At 62.6% G+C, this 13,668-nt stretch carries 19 protein-coding genes; 6 read left to right on the forward strand and 13 right to left on the reverse strand.

Features of this window, described 5'->3' with window-relative positions:
• Positions 1–4: 4 nt before the first annotated feature.
• The 3 genes from H0482_RS06745 to H0482_RS06755 all read right to left on the reverse strand — a co-directional run bounded on the left by H0482_RS06745 (position 5) and on the right by H0482_RS06755 (position 2,476).
• The gene (locus H0482_RS06745) at positions 5–823 is read right to left on the reverse strand and encodes a lysophospholipid acyltransferase family protein (RefSeq protein ID WP_193729289.1); all 819 of its coding nucleotides are present in this window, start codon (positions 821–823) and stop codon (positions 5–7) included.
• 68 nt (positions 824–891) lie between these two features.
• Complete coding sequence (locus H0482_RS06750) at positions 892–1,821, reverse strand: cell division protein FtsX (RefSeq protein WP_193729290.1); 930 nt, start codon at positions 1,819–1,821, stop codon at positions 892–894.
• Entirely contained in the window at positions 1,814–2,476 is a 663-nt protein-coding gene (locus H0482_RS06755) for a cell division ATP-binding protein FtsE (protein ID WP_193729291.1), read from the reverse strand. Before H0482_RS06755 ends, H0482_RS06750 begins: the two co-directional genes overlap by 8 nt.
• A gap of 201 nt (positions 2,477–2,677) precedes the next feature.
• On the opposite strand from H0482_RS06755, the gene H0482_RS06760 reads away from it, so the two are divergent.
• Both H0482_RS06760 and H0482_RS06765 read left to right on the forward strand, forming a co-directional pair.
• Positions 2,678–3,502: an MJ0042-type zinc finger domain-containing protein gene (locus tag H0482_RS06760; protein ID WP_193729292.1), complete on the forward strand. Its 825-nt coding sequence runs from the start codon at positions 2,678–2,680 to the stop codon at positions 3,500–3,502.
• A gap of 119 nt (positions 3,503–3,621) precedes the next feature.
• On the forward strand, positions 3,622–4,029 hold the full coding sequence (locus H0482_RS06765; protein ID WP_193729293.1) for a response regulator: 408 nt from the start codon (positions 3,622–3,624) through the stop codon (positions 4,027–4,029).
• 1 nt (position 4,030) lies between these two features.
• On the opposite strand, the gene lysA is transcribed toward H0482_RS06765, so the two are convergent.
• From lysA to argH, 3 genes are all read right to left on the reverse strand, one after another.
• The gene (lysA, locus tag H0482_RS06770; protein WP_193729294.1) at positions 4,031–5,290 is read right to left on the reverse strand and encodes a diaminopimelate decarboxylase; all 1,260 of its coding nucleotides are present in this window, start codon (positions 5,288–5,290) and stop codon (positions 4,031–4,033) included.
• Between the two features lie 178 nt (positions 5,291–5,468).
• Positions 5,469–6,188 (reverse strand): gamma-glutamylcyclotransferase, encoded by a 720-nt coding sequence (locus tag H0482_RS06775; RefSeq protein WP_193729295.1) that lies wholly within the window; start codon positions 6,186–6,188, stop codon positions 5,469–5,471.
• Positions 6,189–6,237: 49 nt separating this feature from the next.
• Complete coding sequence (argH, locus tag H0482_RS06780) at positions 6,238–7,689, reverse strand: argininosuccinate lyase (RefSeq protein WP_193729296.1); 1,452 nt, start codon at positions 7,687–7,689, stop codon at positions 6,238–6,240.
• Positions 7,690–7,710: 21 nt separating this feature from the next.
• On the opposite strand from argH, the gene H0482_RS06785 reads away from it, so the two are divergent.
• Entirely contained in the window at positions 7,711–8,367 is a 657-nt protein-coding gene (locus H0482_RS06785) for a TlpA family protein disulfide reductase (RefSeq protein WP_193729297.1), read from the forward strand.
• Here the strand turns inward: H0482_RS06785 and H0482_RS06790 are convergent.
• The 5 genes from H0482_RS06790 to gluQRS all read right to left on the reverse strand — a co-directional run bounded on the left by H0482_RS06790 (position 8,364) and on the right by gluQRS (position 10,677).
• Positions 8,364–8,573 (reverse strand): hypothetical protein, encoded by a 210-nt coding sequence (locus H0482_RS06790; RefSeq protein ID WP_193729298.1) that lies wholly within the window; start codon positions 8,571–8,573, stop codon positions 8,364–8,366. The two genes, H0482_RS06785 and H0482_RS06790, sit on opposite strands and share 4 nt — an antisense overlap.
• Positions 8,574–8,586: 13 nt before the next feature.
• Positions 8,587–8,769, reverse strand: coding sequence for a hypothetical protein (locus H0482_RS06795; RefSeq protein ID WP_193729299.1), 183 nt, complete (start codon positions 8,767–8,769; stop codon positions 8,587–8,589).
• Between the two features lie 115 nt (positions 8,770–8,884).
• A complete protein-coding gene (locus tag H0482_RS06800) occupies positions 8,885–9,481 on the reverse strand; it encodes a cob(I)yrinic acid a,c-diamide adenosyltransferase (RefSeq protein WP_193729300.1) in 597 nt (198 codons plus the stop codon).
• 7 nt (positions 9,482–9,488) lie between these two features.
• On the reverse strand, positions 9,489–9,692 hold the full coding sequence (locus tag H0482_RS06805; RefSeq protein WP_193729301.1) for a twin transmembrane helix small protein: 204 nt from the start codon (positions 9,690–9,692) through the stop codon (positions 9,489–9,491).
• A gap of 136 nt (positions 9,693–9,828) precedes the next feature.
• Positions 9,829–10,677, reverse strand: a complete 849-nt coding sequence (gene gluQRS, locus H0482_RS06810) for a tRNA glutamyl-Q(34) synthetase GluQRS (RefSeq protein ID WP_193729302.1) — start codon at positions 10,675–10,677, stop codon at positions 9,829–9,831.
• Between gluQRS and H0482_RS06815 the strand changes: the two genes are divergently transcribed.
• The 3 genes from H0482_RS06815 to H0482_RS06825 all read left to right on the forward strand — a co-directional run bounded on the left by H0482_RS06815 (position 10,676) and on the right by H0482_RS06825 (position 12,674).
• Complete coding sequence (locus H0482_RS06815) at positions 10,676–11,371, forward strand: DNA-3-methyladenine glycosylase family protein (RefSeq protein WP_230989497.1); 696 nt, start codon at positions 10,676–10,678, stop codon at positions 11,369–11,371. The two genes, gluQRS and H0482_RS06815, sit on opposite strands and share 2 nt — an antisense overlap.
• Positions 11,368–12,027, forward strand: a complete 660-nt coding sequence (locus tag H0482_RS06820) for an alpha/beta hydrolase (RefSeq protein WP_193729303.1) — start codon at positions 11,368–11,370, stop codon at positions 12,025–12,027. Before H0482_RS06815 ends, H0482_RS06820 begins: the two co-directional genes overlap by 4 nt.
• 89 nt (positions 12,028–12,116) lie before the next feature.
• Positions 12,117–12,674 (forward strand): HNH endonuclease, encoded by a 558-nt coding sequence (locus H0482_RS06825; protein ID WP_193729304.1) that lies wholly within the window; start codon positions 12,117–12,119, stop codon positions 12,672–12,674.
• A gap of 172 nt (positions 12,675–12,846) precedes the next feature.
• Here the strand turns inward: H0482_RS06825 and H0482_RS06830 are convergent, their stop codons facing one another.
• Positions 12,847–13,269 (reverse strand): SRPBCC family protein, encoded by a 423-nt coding sequence (locus H0482_RS06830; protein ID WP_193729305.1) that lies wholly within the window; start codon positions 13,267–13,269, stop codon positions 12,847–12,849.
• Positions 13,266–13,664 carry a DUF1801 domain-containing protein gene (locus H0482_RS06835; protein ID WP_193729306.1) on the reverse strand — a complete coding sequence of 133 codons (399 nt, stop codon included), beginning with the start codon at positions 13,662–13,664 and terminating at the stop codon, positions 13,266–13,268. The genes H0482_RS06830 and H0482_RS06835 overlap by 4 nt, the downstream gene beginning before the upstream one ends.
• Positions 13,665–13,668 lie beyond the last annotated feature (4 nt).

Raw genomic sequence — 13,668 nt, forward strand, 5'->3', positions numbered from 1 at the left:
TTGGTCAATATGTAGTGTTTTGGCGCTGGTGCAATTGCGCGATGCGCTGTTCCAGGCCCTGATCGACGGGCCGGTCCAGACCTTTTTCCAGCGCCTGACGAGCAAGATCGTCCGAAGCCGCCTCGATGGTTTGTCGCAGCGTTGCCAGAAAGACGTCCGGCGGCAAGCCGGGGGCGATGGCGGGGAGGAAGCGGGCTTTTGCCTTGCCCGGCCAGATGATGAGGCTGTTCCGGCCCCAATAGAATCCCGAATCGAGCGCAACCGGCACCACCGGCACGTTGAGTTCGCCATAAAGGCGCACAATACCCTGCCGATAATCGGGCGGCGCCAGCGGCGCCTTGCGGGTTCCTTCGGGATAGATGACGATCCGGCATCCCCGTTCGGTGGCGGCGCGGGCCTGCGCGATCATTTCGGGAATGGCCTGGGCGCCTTTTTGCCGGTCGATTTCGATGCAGTCTAGGGAATGGGCGGCCCAGCCGAAAAACGGGATCCGCATCAACTCCTTCTTGGCGATGAAGGCCGGGCGGCCGACATGGGGAAAGGTGGCAAAGATGTCCCAATCGGATTGATGCTTGGAGGCGATGATGCAGCCGCCAGGCGGAATGTTCTCGGCTCCTGCGACATCGGTGTCCATGCCGGTCAGGAAGCGCAGAATTCGCACATTTGACCAGCACCAATAGCGGGCAATGGCAAAGCCGAATTGGGTTCTGCCGGCAATGATGCCGATTGTGCCGGCGATGATGGCCAGAATCGACGTCTGACCAATGAAAACGACATAGAAAATCGCCGTGCGGATCGCCTGGATGGCGGTCTTGAATGGCATGTACTCCCCCGGGCCTTGCATTCCTGGTCTGTTTTATCGGGGCGAGCCGCGCTTGGCGAGATATTCGGTCACGATGCTTCGCTGAGATAACGTCTAACGGTGACACGGGAGGTTATCGCGGTCAGCGCGGCAATCACCGGCACCACCAGAACGATGCCGATCATGCCGTCCCAGCCGAGCACGAACTGGCCAAACAGCACCCCGACCTGGGCCGTCGCCTCGCTGGGGAGAACCCGGCCGGCCGCGGCGCCGGTCAGCGCGAAGAACAATATGGCCAACACTGTGCCCAAAAGGCCGCCCTGCAGGCCGATGGAAAGGAAACGCCCCTGGAATTCCCCGGCGATGAAGCGATTGGACGCGCCGATGAAATGCAGGACATCGACGATTTCACGGTTCGAGGCCATGGCGCCCCGGGTGGCGAAGACGATGGCCAGCACGGTGGCGACGCCGATCAGGCCGAGAACCAGCAGGCCCGAGACCACCACGGTGCCGGCCATAATGTTGAGTTGCTGCCGCCAGGCGGCATGGGTATCGAGGCTGGCGCCTTTGACCGCCTGAAGATTGCGCTGCAATTGCTCGATATCGGCATCCACCGGATCAGCCAGTTGCACAACAACGAGGCGCGGCACGGCGATGGCAGACAGATCGAGCCCGGCGCCGAGCCAGGGTTCGAGCAGCGCCTGGCTTTCCTCGAGCGTCAGGGCGCGTGCGCCGGCGACGCCCGGCGTCGATTGGGCCAGCGAGACCGCGCTGCGCAGATTGCTCTCCATCACCTCGCCCTCGACCGGGCGGATCTGGATGGTGAGTTCGCGCCCGACATCGGCGGACCAGGCGATGGCCGATTTCTGCACCAGCATCACCCCGCCCAACGTTACGGCCGAGAGAAAGGCCATGATGGTGATCAGGAGCAGCAAGGTCCGACCGGCGACGCTTTTTTCCGGGACGATGGGTGCGGCGCCGCCACGACGGAAAAGCTGGGAAAGCCCAAATTTAGTCATGGATCGACAATTCCCCCTTGTTGAGCACCATGCGGGGATAGGAGAAGCGGTCGAGCAGCGGCAATTCGTGGGTGGCCAGGATGATGGTCATGCCGAGTGTGCGGTTGAGTTCGGCGAAGAGATGGACCAGTCGGCTCGAGAGGTCGGGATCGACATTGCCGGTCGGCTCATCCGCCAGCAGGATTTTGGGGCGGGCGATCACCGCCCTGGCAATGGCGGCGCGTTGCTTTTCGCCGCCCGACAACAGGGTGGGCGAGGCATGCATACGTTCGCCCAGCCCCACCCATTCGAGCAATTCGATGACATTGGGCCGGTATTCGCTTTCCGGTTGCCCCAGAACGCGCAGCGGCAGGGCGACGTTCTCGAACGTCGTCAGATGATCGAGCAGGCGGAATTCCTGGAATACGATGCCGATATGCCGGCGCATCTGCAACAGCCGGTCCTGATCGAGATTGCCTACGTCCTGGTCGAACATGGTGACGCGACCGCGGCTCGGTTTCAAGGAAAGCAGCAAGAGGCGCAGCAGGCTGGTCTTGCCTGAGCCGGACGGGCCGGTCAGGAAATGAAATGAACCCGGCTCAATGGCAAAGGTGAGATCCTTGAGGATTTCGGGGCCATTGCCATAGCGCAGGCCCACATCGGAAAACTCGATCAAAAAGCTCTGCTCCTCATTGGTCCGGCAATGCTGCGAGGGCGAATCAGTCGCCGCCATCATAGCAGCGCTACGACCTTCTACTTCATGGCCATGGCTTTGCGCCCGACAAAGCGGCGCAATTTTGATCCCCGGCCGGTTTGAGGAGTTTTAACTCCCCGGCATTAGGGTCGGCGGCAAGCCCCCTCGAGATCAAACCGCCTGATGATCATCATCTGTCCGCATTGCCAGACCAAGTATCAGGTGACCTTCGAGGCCATCGGCTCGGCCGGTCGCAAGGTGCAATGCGCCCATTGTCATCAGGCCTGGGATCAAAGACCGGGTGCGCCGGCGCAGGACGCGTTGCCCGAACCGGACAGTTTGACCGCCGCCATGAGCGAGGATGCGCTGGATGAAGCCATGGCGAGCGAGGAAAGAAGCGCCGCCGCAAAACCCGTCCTGACCGCACGAGCACAGCCGGAGCGGGCGGCCTCGGTTCCCAATGCGGCCGAAATCAGGAAACGCCAGGCCGATTTCACCAAAAGGCGCAGCGCGATGATTTCCCGTCTGCCGCTGGCGCGGTTGCGTCGTGCAGCGCGCATCGGCGGCGTGCTGATCCTTGCCGGCCTGATCGCCGGCGCCTATTTCGGGCGCGTAATGATCGTGGAGCGCTATCCCGACCTTGCCGGGGTCTATGCCGGGATCGGCCTGGGCGTGAATGTGGTCGGACTGGACTTTTCCAATCTGGAATCGCTCAAGGCGCTGTCGGGCGGCAATGACGTCTTGATGGTTTCGGCGCAGATCGTGGGCCTGACATCCAAGCCCGTGCGGGTGCCGCCTGTCGTGGTGAGCCTGCTCGATGAAGAGGGGCGCGCCGTTTATGAATGGAGCGTGGCCACGCGCGTGCGCGACCTGATGGCGGGGGAGCGCGCAACCTTCGATACGCGCCTGTCCTTGCCGCCCAGTGAGGCGGTGCGGGTGAAGCTGAGCTTTGCGAAGGGATCCGGCTCCCAGGCCGACCATGAGAAGGGCGCAGGACGCCCGGATTGACCACCACCGGAGAATTATCGGCAATTCCCAAAAAATACCGATTCTTCCCCTGATTTTGTCCAGTTTCCGTGTTTGAAAGTGCCGTGCCACTTTTCCCGGCAACGCTCAGGAGAGAGCCAATGGCCCGCATCCTAGTCGCTGAAGATGATCCCTCTGTCCGTGCCTTCGTCGTCAGTGCCCTGACCATGAAGGGGCACGATGTCGTGGCCGAGGAGGATGGGGGACTGGCCGCCGAGACCGTGGATGTCGAGGACGGCCAGTTCGATCTGCTATTGTCGGACATCAAGATGCCGGTGATGGATGGGATCGCGCTGGCGCTGCATGTGGGCGCGCGCTATCCCGAAATGACGATCCTGTTGATGACCGGCTTTGCGGACCAGCGCGAAAGGGCGCATGGCCTGGATGCCCTGATCTATGACGTCATCGCCAAGCCGTTCACCCTGGCCGATCTATTGGCCAAGGTGGACGATGCGCTCAATGGCCGGCCCGTCGAGGTCGTCTCGCTCGGTCGGCAGGCGCTGCAATAGCTCAGAGCCAGTTGGGCAGGCTGTCGAGCGCGAGCAGTTCCGCAATGGCTTTGCGCGGCCTGATGACGTGCCAGCGGGCGCCATCGACCAGAATTTCGGGCACGAGCGGGCGCGAATTATAGGTCGATGCCATGACGGCGCCATAGGCCCCGGCGCTGATGACGGCGAGAAGATCGCCTTCCTTGACGCCGGGAATAGTACGGCCGCGCGCCAGATAGTCGCCGGTTTCGCAGACCGGACCGACGATGTCGCCGGTGATCGGCGGCAGGTTGGACTGGTTGACCAGTTCGATGTCGTGATGGGCTTCATAGAGCGTGGGGCGAATGAGATCGTTCATCGCCGCATCGACGATGATGAAATTGGCCTCGCCTTCCTTCACATATTCGACCTTGGTGACGAGGATGCCGGCATTGCCCACGAGGAGGCGACCGGGCTCGATGACCAGCGAACAGCCCAATTGGCCGACCTTGTCGCGCACTACAGCGGCGTAGGCATCGGGATGAGGCGGGGCTTCCTGGTCATGGTTATAGGGAATGCCCAGGCCGCCGCCGACATCGACATGCTCGATATGGTGGCCATCGGCGCGCAGCGCTGTCACCAGTTCGGCCATGAGGCCAAAGGCATTGCCGAAGGGTTCGAGATCGGTAATCTGGCTGCCGATATGCATGTCCACGCCCACCGCCTCGATATTGGGCAGTTCGGTGATCCGCCGATAGACCTCGCGGGCGCGCTTATAGGAAATGCCGAACTTGTTCTCGGACTTGCCAGTCGAGATCTTGGCATGGGTACGGGCATCGACATCGGGATTGATGCGCACCGAGACCCGCGCGGTCCGCCCCATGCTCGCGGCTACCATCGAGAGCCGTTCCAGCTCAGGCTCGCTTTCGATATTAAAGCATTTGATGCCGACTTCGAGGCCGCGGCGCATTTCGGCAATGGTTTTCGCGACGCCGGAAAAGACGATCATGTCCGGCTTGATGCCGGCAGCCAGCGCCCGTTCCAATTCTCCCAGCGAGACCACATCGGCCCCGCACCCTTCTTTGGCCATCAGCGTCAGGACGGCCTGATTGGAATTGGCCTTCATGGCATAGGCGACAAGGGTCGGAATGCCCTCGAAAGCCTGTTTCACCACCCTGACATGGCGGCGCAGGGTGGCGCTGGAATAGACATAGAAGGGCGTGCCGACATCGCGCGCTAGATCGTTGAGGTTGACGTCTTCGGCGAAAAGAACGCCGTCGCGCTGCTGAAAGTGATGGACCATGGTTTGGGTTCCTGCCTTGCCGCTCTCATTTGGAAACGGGTGCCCGAAGGGCGGGTGAGGGATAGTGTTCGATCTTTTCAGAACCCCTCATCCGGCGCTGTGCGCCACCTTCTCCCGCGAGGAAGAAGGGGGTCCGGTGGATGTCCTAGGCGAAGTGCGGTGAAAACGAAAGCCGGACTTATCGATCGGCTTCGTAGGCGGCTTCGATCCGCTCCGCGACGAGGTGCTGAAGCCGCCAAAGATGGGGGTCGTGAATGCCCATCTGTTCGAGGTGTCCTACCGTGGCGAAGAGATATTCAGCCATCGAGCCGCGACTGCCCGATGCGCGGGCCAGAACATCGGCGATCTGCGTTTCGCTGAGGCCCGAAACATAGCGGCCCGAATTGCGGTCGATGCAGAATGTCAGGGCCCTGATGCGATGATTCCCGCTTTGCACGCTGACCCAGCGGGGCGGAAAGGCCGAGGGCAGCCAGGCCATTTCGCGCTCGAAAAGCCTCACCAGATTGTCTTCGATGCGGTCTGGCGGCAGGCGATAGGCAACGCCCTTGCAGGCGCCGCCGCGGTCGAGCGCCAACATCAGGCCCGGATTTTCATCGCTGCCGCGCCAATTCTTGTTCCAGCCCAGGCAGAAAGCGCGGTGCCAGCCCCGGATCAGGCCGGTGCGCATCTCGACGAAATCGCAGGCCGGTTTCCAGATCAGCGAGCCATAGGCGAACAGCCAGATTTCGCCGGGGTCCTCGATCTGTTGCAGCAGACGCTCGATGGTGGCGCGGTGATCATCGAGGTCAGCCGCGTACATGCCCGCTGGTGGCGCAGGAATGTCTTCGCTGACCTGTGTGGGCTGGAGATAGGCGACATGGCGCTCGGTGAGACGCATCTGCCGCGGCTTGAGAGGCATGGGCGGGGTCCAAATCAGTTCGGGCCCCGACCATGCTAGATTTTCGCGTCTAGGATTCAAGCCCGCCATCGCCATGGGCAGGCGGCTTTTTCGTCGCGAGCGGGCGGGGCTGGTGATCCACGCCGGTAAGCGCGCTTTTCCAGCGGGCGGCCTGGGCCAGCACATTGGCCGGGGCGGTGCCGCCATAGGAGGCGCGCGCCGCCACCGAGGCTTCAACCGTCAGCACTCTATGGATGCGGCTGTCGATGCGCTGGTCGACCGCCTTGAAATCCTCGATGGTGAGCCCTTCCAGCCCGCAATTCTTTGCTTCGGCCAAGGCGACGATCTGGCCGGTAATGTGATGGGCGTCGCGGAAGGGAATATCGAGTTCGCGTACCAGCCAGTCGGCAATGTCGGTGGCGGTGGAAAAGCCGGCAGAAGCCGAGGCGCGCATCTTTTCGCGGTTGGGCGCCATGTCGGCGACCATGCCGGTCATCGCCGCCAGCGACAGCGAGAGCGCGTCGAGCGCGTCAAAAGCGACTTCCTTGTCCTCCTGCATGTCCTTGGAATAGGCGAGTGGCAGGCCCTTCATTACTACGAGCAGGGAATTGAGCGCGCCCAGGATGCGACCGATCTTGGCGCGAACCAGTTCGGCGGCGTCCGGATTGCGCTTTTGCGGCATGATCGAGGAGCCGGTCGTGAATTTGTCGCTGAGGCGGACAAACCCGAATTGCGCGCTCGACCAGATGACCATTTCCTCGGCGAAGCGCGAAAGGTGCATGGCGCAGATGGAGGCGGCGGCCAGGGTTTCGAGGATGAAGTCGCGATCGGAAACGGCATCGAGCGAATTGGCGGTGGGCCGGTCGAAGCCGAGCGCGGCGGCGGTCATGTCGCGGTCGATCGGATAGGGCGTGCCGGCCAGGGCCGCCGAGCCCAGAGGGTTCTCGTTGAGGCGCTTGCGGGCGTCGAGCAGGCGGCCGGCGTCGCGCCCCAGCATTTCGACATAGGCGAGCAGGTGATGGCCGAAGGTCACCGGCTGGGCGTTCTGCAAATGGGTGAAGCCGGGCAGGATGGTTTCGGCCTCCTCCTCGGCGCGGGTGACCAGCGCCAATTGCAGCGTCTGGATCTGGGTTACCAGATGGTCGATGCTGTCGCGGACATAGAGGCGGAAATCGGTGGCCACCTGATCATTGCGCGAGCGGGCGGTGTGCAGGCGACCGGCGGCGTCGCCGATCTTTTCGCGCAGCCGGCTTTCGACATTCATATGAATGTCCTCGAGCGCACGCGAGAATTTGAACGTACCGCCCTCGATTTCGGCGAGCACCTCGTCTAGACCGGCCAGGATGGCGTCACGGTCGGCTCGCGTCAAAATGCCCGTGGCTTCGAGCATTGTCGCATGGGCCTTCGATCCGGCAATATCCTGGCGGAACAGGCGCTGGTCGAAACCGATCGAGGCGTTGATTTCTTCCATGATGGCGTCGGGGCCGGAAGCGAACCGGCCGCCCCACATCTTGTTGCTCATCTCTAGCCTTTCGGAGAACCCATGTCGGACACAATCGCCCCCCGCAACCGGTATAGCTGGCAGCTTCCTGTGGTCATCGGGGTGGCTGGTTTGGGCGTAGCTATAGCGGCGTGGTTTTATCTGGGCAATGCCGCAGAGGCGAGCTCGTGCCCGGTACAGTCCATGCCGGCCCAGGTGATCGATGCCGCCGCCAAGGGCGAGCTTGCCGCGCTCAACGGCACGGGAGAAGGCCGCGGCTATGCCGACATGGCGTTCAAGGACGCGTCTGGCAAGGAGATGACCATAGCCGATTTCGCCGGCAAGGCATTGCTGGTCAATTTCTGGGCCAGCTGGTGCGTGCCCTGCCGAGAAGAAATGCCGGCGCTCGACGCCATTGCCACCCAGTATAATTCCGAGCGCTTCATGGTGCTGCCGATCAATCTCGACATCGGTGCGGGCGGGCTGGAAAAAGCGCAGAGCTTTCTCAGTGACGGGCAGTTCCAGAACCTGCCGCTTTATGCCGACAACAGCTTTGCCGCCTTCGAGCGCCTGAAGCGGGAGGCAGTGGCCGTGGGCCTGCCGGCGACGCTTCTGCTCGACCCCGAAGGGTGCGAATTGGCAGTATTGCAGGGACCGGCTGAATGGCACAGCGATGACGGCAAGGCCGTGGTGGAAGCGCTGATTGGGCTCAGGGGTTAGATCAAAAGGTCTATTTCAGCGCCATTGGCGGGATGAGCGAGGGCCGCTTCGGAAGCCTGATCGCTTTCCTCCTTGCCGGCCTGGGCGCTCGCTAATTGCAGGCGCAATTGCGCCACCTTGGCCAATTGCGTGGTGAGGGACGCACCCTCATTGTGGGCGATGCGGTTGATCATGACCGCTGGACCGATGCCGATTGGATTGGTCATCGCAGCATGTCCGTCAAGCCAGCTTGTCGATTTTGAGCCCTTGACCGGGCGGCGGCGCGCTGAGGGCGGTCTGCATGAGGGTTTCGAGCAGTTCGGTCTGCATCTCATGGGCCTTCTTGACGATGGCGACCTGCAGGGAATTGCTGGTCGCGGCGGTGCGCGCGGTCAGCATCTGCATGGAGAGATCGATATCCAAAGCCCCGGCCTTTCCTGGCTCAATGGCTTCAGTTTATGGCCGGGATGTAAACAAAACCTTCCCCGGACCGGCAAACTTTCGGCAAAAGCCCCGCACCGCGCGCGGTCGGTCTGGATCAATCGGGCTTGTCGAGGTCGCCATAATTGCCCGGCACCCACAAGACATCCCTGGCGCCGTTGTCATTGGTGACGCGGCCCAGAACGAAGAACAGGTCCGAGAGCCGATTGAGATAGCGCAGGGTTTCGGGGCTGGTCTCGGGCTCGGCCTCGATCAGCGCCGATGCCAGCCGTTCGGCGCGGCGGGTGATGGTGCGGGCGATATGGAGGGCCGTGGAAAGGGGCGTGCCACCAGGCAGGATGAAGCTTCTCAGCGGGTCGAGCGCGGCATTGAAGCGATCGATCTGCTGTTCCAGCCAATCGGTCTGCACCGGCCTAATGCGCAGGCTCGGAAAGTCCGCATCAGGTGAATCGGCGCCGGGCGTGGCGAGGTCGGAGCCGACATCGAAGAGGTCGTTCTGGATGCGGGCGAGAACGGCGTCGATCTCGGGCAGGGCAGCGCTGGCCAGCCGAGCATTGCCGACAAAGGCATTGGCTTCCTCGATCGTGCCATAGGCTTCGATGCGCAGGTCGTGCTTGGAGCGGCGGGGGCCACGCACCAGGCCGGTCGTGCCCTTGTCGCCGGTCCTTGTATAGATCTTGTTGATCTTGACCATGTTTTCCTCAGCCGGGCCGGTTGCCGCCGAACAGGAACAGCGCGCCCAAAAGCAGGACGAGCGCCACGGCCTGGCCGATGACGCGCAGCCGCATAAGGCGCTGGCTGGTATTGCCCGGCCCGCCCTTGAGCATGTTCCACAGCCCCATGCCAAGGACGATGACGACGAAGAGCAGGGCGAGGCCGATGCCGATATTGAGAAGCGTTTCCATGTCAGCCTTAACGGGTGAGCGATGCGGTCGGTTCACTTAAATAGAATGGGTTTGGCCCGCCGCCAATGCGTCATAGATGGCACGAATGGGCGACAAGAGAAACACTTGCTTGCGTTCCTTCAGCCCGTTCATTGCCTCAATGAAAGCCGACAGCGCGCCTGACGTCATCGGGCGTCCAACCCTCGGCGCGCAAGTCGCGTAAACTCGGCGATTTCCGGGATTTTGACAGCTTTTCTCCGGCATTATCCAACACCAGACGGTGGAAGTGGTAACAGACTGTTGACGTCGCGAGCAGCATCTGGAGCAGGACATGGATGTCGGTCGCCGCTTCGAGATCCTTGCCCCTGGTCACGTGGGTGATGCCCTGGGCGGCGTCATCGACGACGACGCTGAGATGGTAGGAGGTGGGAGTGTCCTTGCGCTGCAGAACCACGTCGCCCCAGCGCTCGGGACGGGCATAGCGGATCTGCGGCCGGTCGAGAATGCTGGGGCCGACAAGGGTGAAGGTGAGCAGGCCGGTGCGCGCCATGGCCGCCTGGCTGTCGAGGCGGAACTGGACCTTGTCGCCGCGTTCCAGCTTTTCGATGCGCTCGGCATTGGAGAGGTGGCGGCAGGTGCCGGCATAGAGCGGGGCGCCGTCGGGATCGGTCCCGATGGCTTTTTCGGCGATTTCGGTGCGGGTGCAGAAACAGGGATAGAGCAGGTCCATGTCCCGGAGGCGATTGGCCGCTTCGGCATAAAGCTCGAACCGCTCGGACTGGACCAGAACCGGTTCCGGCCAGGAAAGGCCAAGCCAAGCGAGGTCTTCGAAAATGGCGGCGGTAAATTCGGGTTTACAGCGCTCGCGGTCGATGTCCTCTATGCGTAGATAAGCCGTGCCGCCGAGTTTTTGCGCGGCGTCCCAGGTCAGCAGCGCCGAGAGTGCGTGCCCGAGATGGAGCAATCCGTTGGGGGAGGGGGCGAAGCGGAGGCGGGGCTGGGACATGACCGATCTGGAGCTGGGTTTGAGCGCACATACCATTCTCGCGGGAGAAACGACACCAAGGATCGATACGCCGGAAGGCATTGCCTGGCATCTCGATGCGCTGACCGCCATGGTTCCGGCGCTGGTTCCGATGCGGGACATGGCGGGTGTAGTGCTGCCGCGGGTTAATCCCAGACATTTTGCCGGCATGGCCAAGGTGGTCTGCGGGCAGCAATTGTCGGTGCAGAGCGCGGCGGCAATCTGGTCGCGCTTCGAAAGCCTGCCGGGCGCCCTGTTGCCGGAAAGCTATCTCGCGCTCAGCGAGGACCTCGTGCGTGGCACCGGGTTTTCGCGCAGCAAATTTTTGACCTTGCGGGCGGTGGCCGAAGCCGAGCTTGCCGGGGAACTGGACTTTGCCGAGGTCGATGGCATGCCCGCGGAAGCCGCCATTGCCCGGTTGGTGGCTTTGCGGGGAATCGGACCTTGGACGGCGGAGGTCTATCTGCTGTTCTGCGCCGGCCATCCTGATATTTTCCCCGCCGGCGATCTGGCCCTGCTCAAGGCGGCGCATCTGGGGCTCGGCCTTGACGCGCGGCCGAGCATCAAGGAGATGATCGGCCTAGCCCAGGAATGGTCGCCGCACCGCTCGGTGGCGGCATTGCTGTTCTGGCGCTATTTCGCCGCGCACAAGCAAAGAGAAGCGAGCCTATTATGATTGCATTGTCCGGCCCCATGCTGGCCCCCGCAAATGGCGGCGATCCCGATTGCGCCGTGGTGCTGCTGCATGGCTATGGCAGTGACGGCAATGATCTCATCGCGCTGGCGCCGCATTGGCAGGACCAGCTTCCCGGGGCGCTGTTCGTCGCCCCCAATGCGCCCGAGGCCCTGGGCATGGGGGGATTTCAATGGTTCGCCATCGACTGGACGGGCGACCGGCTGGCCAGCCGGCAGACTGGCGTGACCCATGCCAGGCCGGTCCTGGTGGATTTCCTCAATGCGCTCTGGGGGCAGACCGGCATCGCTCCGGCGCGCACCATCCTCGCCGGGTTCAGCCAGGGCGCGATGATGGCCCTGCATGTGGGCGCGTCGCTCCCAAGGGACCAGCAATTGGCGGGCGTGATCGGGTTTTCCGGGGCCTTCCTGCCGCCCGACAATTTTGGCGGACCGGAGCTGGCACAACCCCCTGTCTGCCTCGTCCATGGCGATATGGATGACGTGGTCGATCCCCGGCACAGCGCCGAGGCGGCTTCCGTGCTGCGCCAAGGCGGGTTCGCGGTGACCTATCACGTGAGCCGGGGCGTCGGGCACGGCATCGCGCCGGACGGGCTGGACTTCGCCACGGACTTCATTGCCGGTCTCACGCAAAAATAAGCTCTTTTCGCCCGCTTCACACGCTCGACACAAAGGGCTTATTATAAAGGGGCTATGGACTTACGCGATTCCCGTATCGGGAGACTCAAGTGACCATCCATGTGTCGCCTGAGACCTGTCCCGCTTTGGTGTTGAACGCCGATTTTCGGCCGCTCAGCTATTACCCGCTGTCATTATGGTCGTGGCAGGATGCCATCAAGGCCGTATGCCTCGAGCGGGTCAATGTGGTCTCGGAATATGAGACGGTAATCCATTCTCCCAGCTTCGAGATGCGGCTGCCCAGCGTGGTCTCGCTCAAGGATTATGTGAAGCCGGCGCGCCATCCCGCCTTTACCCGCTTCAACGTCTTCCTGCGCGACCGCTTCCAGTGCCAATATTGCGGCAGCACCCATGATCTGACCTTCGACCACGTCATTCCCCGCTCGATGGGCGGCACGACGACCTGGCAGAATATCGTGGCCGCCTGCGCGCCATGCAATCTGCGTAAGGCCAATCGATTGCCCAGCGAAATCAGGATGTTCCCCCGGCAGGCGCCTTATGCGCCCAGCGTCTATGACCTGCACAATAATGGCCGGGCCTTCCCGCCCAACCATCTGCACCAGAGCTGGCTCGATTATCTCTATTGGGACATCGAGCTGGAGCCTTAGGTTTTTGCGGATATAGCGAGGCCGGCGAGTTCGGCCCTTCAGGGATGAGGGTGGGCTGGCGCACGGGCAAGGTGCCCATTGCCGGCCCACGCCGCCATGAGATGGATTGCCGGGGCACGCCCGGCAATGACGGGATGGCAGGACGGGTCCAAGCGCCGTGTTTTTTTCGCGTTCAGAGTCCGGCGACGACCGTATCCAGCTTGCCCAGAAAACCCTTCCAGCCGGCATGGGCGCCGCCATAGGCCTGTTTCTGGTCGGGGCGGAAGCCGGATTGTTCGACGCGCAGATGGGTGCCGGTGGCCGTGGGGGTCAGGGTGAAGGTGACGGTGCTGGCCAGCGCATAGGCCGGATCGTCATTGGCAAAGTTCCAGCTATAGGACAGGTTCTGCTCCGGCGCGATGGCGAGCACTTCGCCATCGATTACGCCGCCCCATTCGCCGCGCAACTGGAATTTGTGGCCCAGGGAGAGCGCGAAATCGTTCTGCATCAGCCATTCGGCGATGAGATGGGGCTGGGTGAGGGCGCGCCAGAGTTTTTCGGGCGCATGGGCGAAATCGCGTTCGATGGTGACTTTGCGGAGGTTTTCGTCGGTCATTTGGCTTTCCCTGTTTCATTGAGCGCGATGGCGGCGCGGATCAGCGCGACAAAGGCTTTGGCGTCGAATGTCTCGCCTTCGCGAAAATCGATGGCCCGACGGGCATTGCCTTCGAGGCTGGAATTGAAGAGCCCTTTGGGGTCCGCCAGAGCGGCGCCCTTGGGAAAGGTGGTCTTTATCGCCGCCTTATAGGCTTCGCCGGTGCAGATGATGCCGTTGAGTGACCAGACCGGCTGGTTCCACTTGAATTCCTCGACGATCCCCGGATCGGCCGAGAGGATGAGCGAGCGGATATGGGCCAGTGTCTCGCCGCGCCAGGAGCCGAGTTCGGCGATGCGCTGGTCGATCATGGCGGGCGCCTGGGACTGGTCGAGATGGGCGGTGGCCTTGGGCATTCGG

Origin of the sequence: Devosia faecipullorum (assembly GCF_015158295.1) — a bacterium.
Taxonomy (GTDB): domain Bacteria; phylum Pseudomonadota; class Alphaproteobacteria; order Rhizobiales; family Devosiaceae; genus Devosia; species Devosia faecipullorum.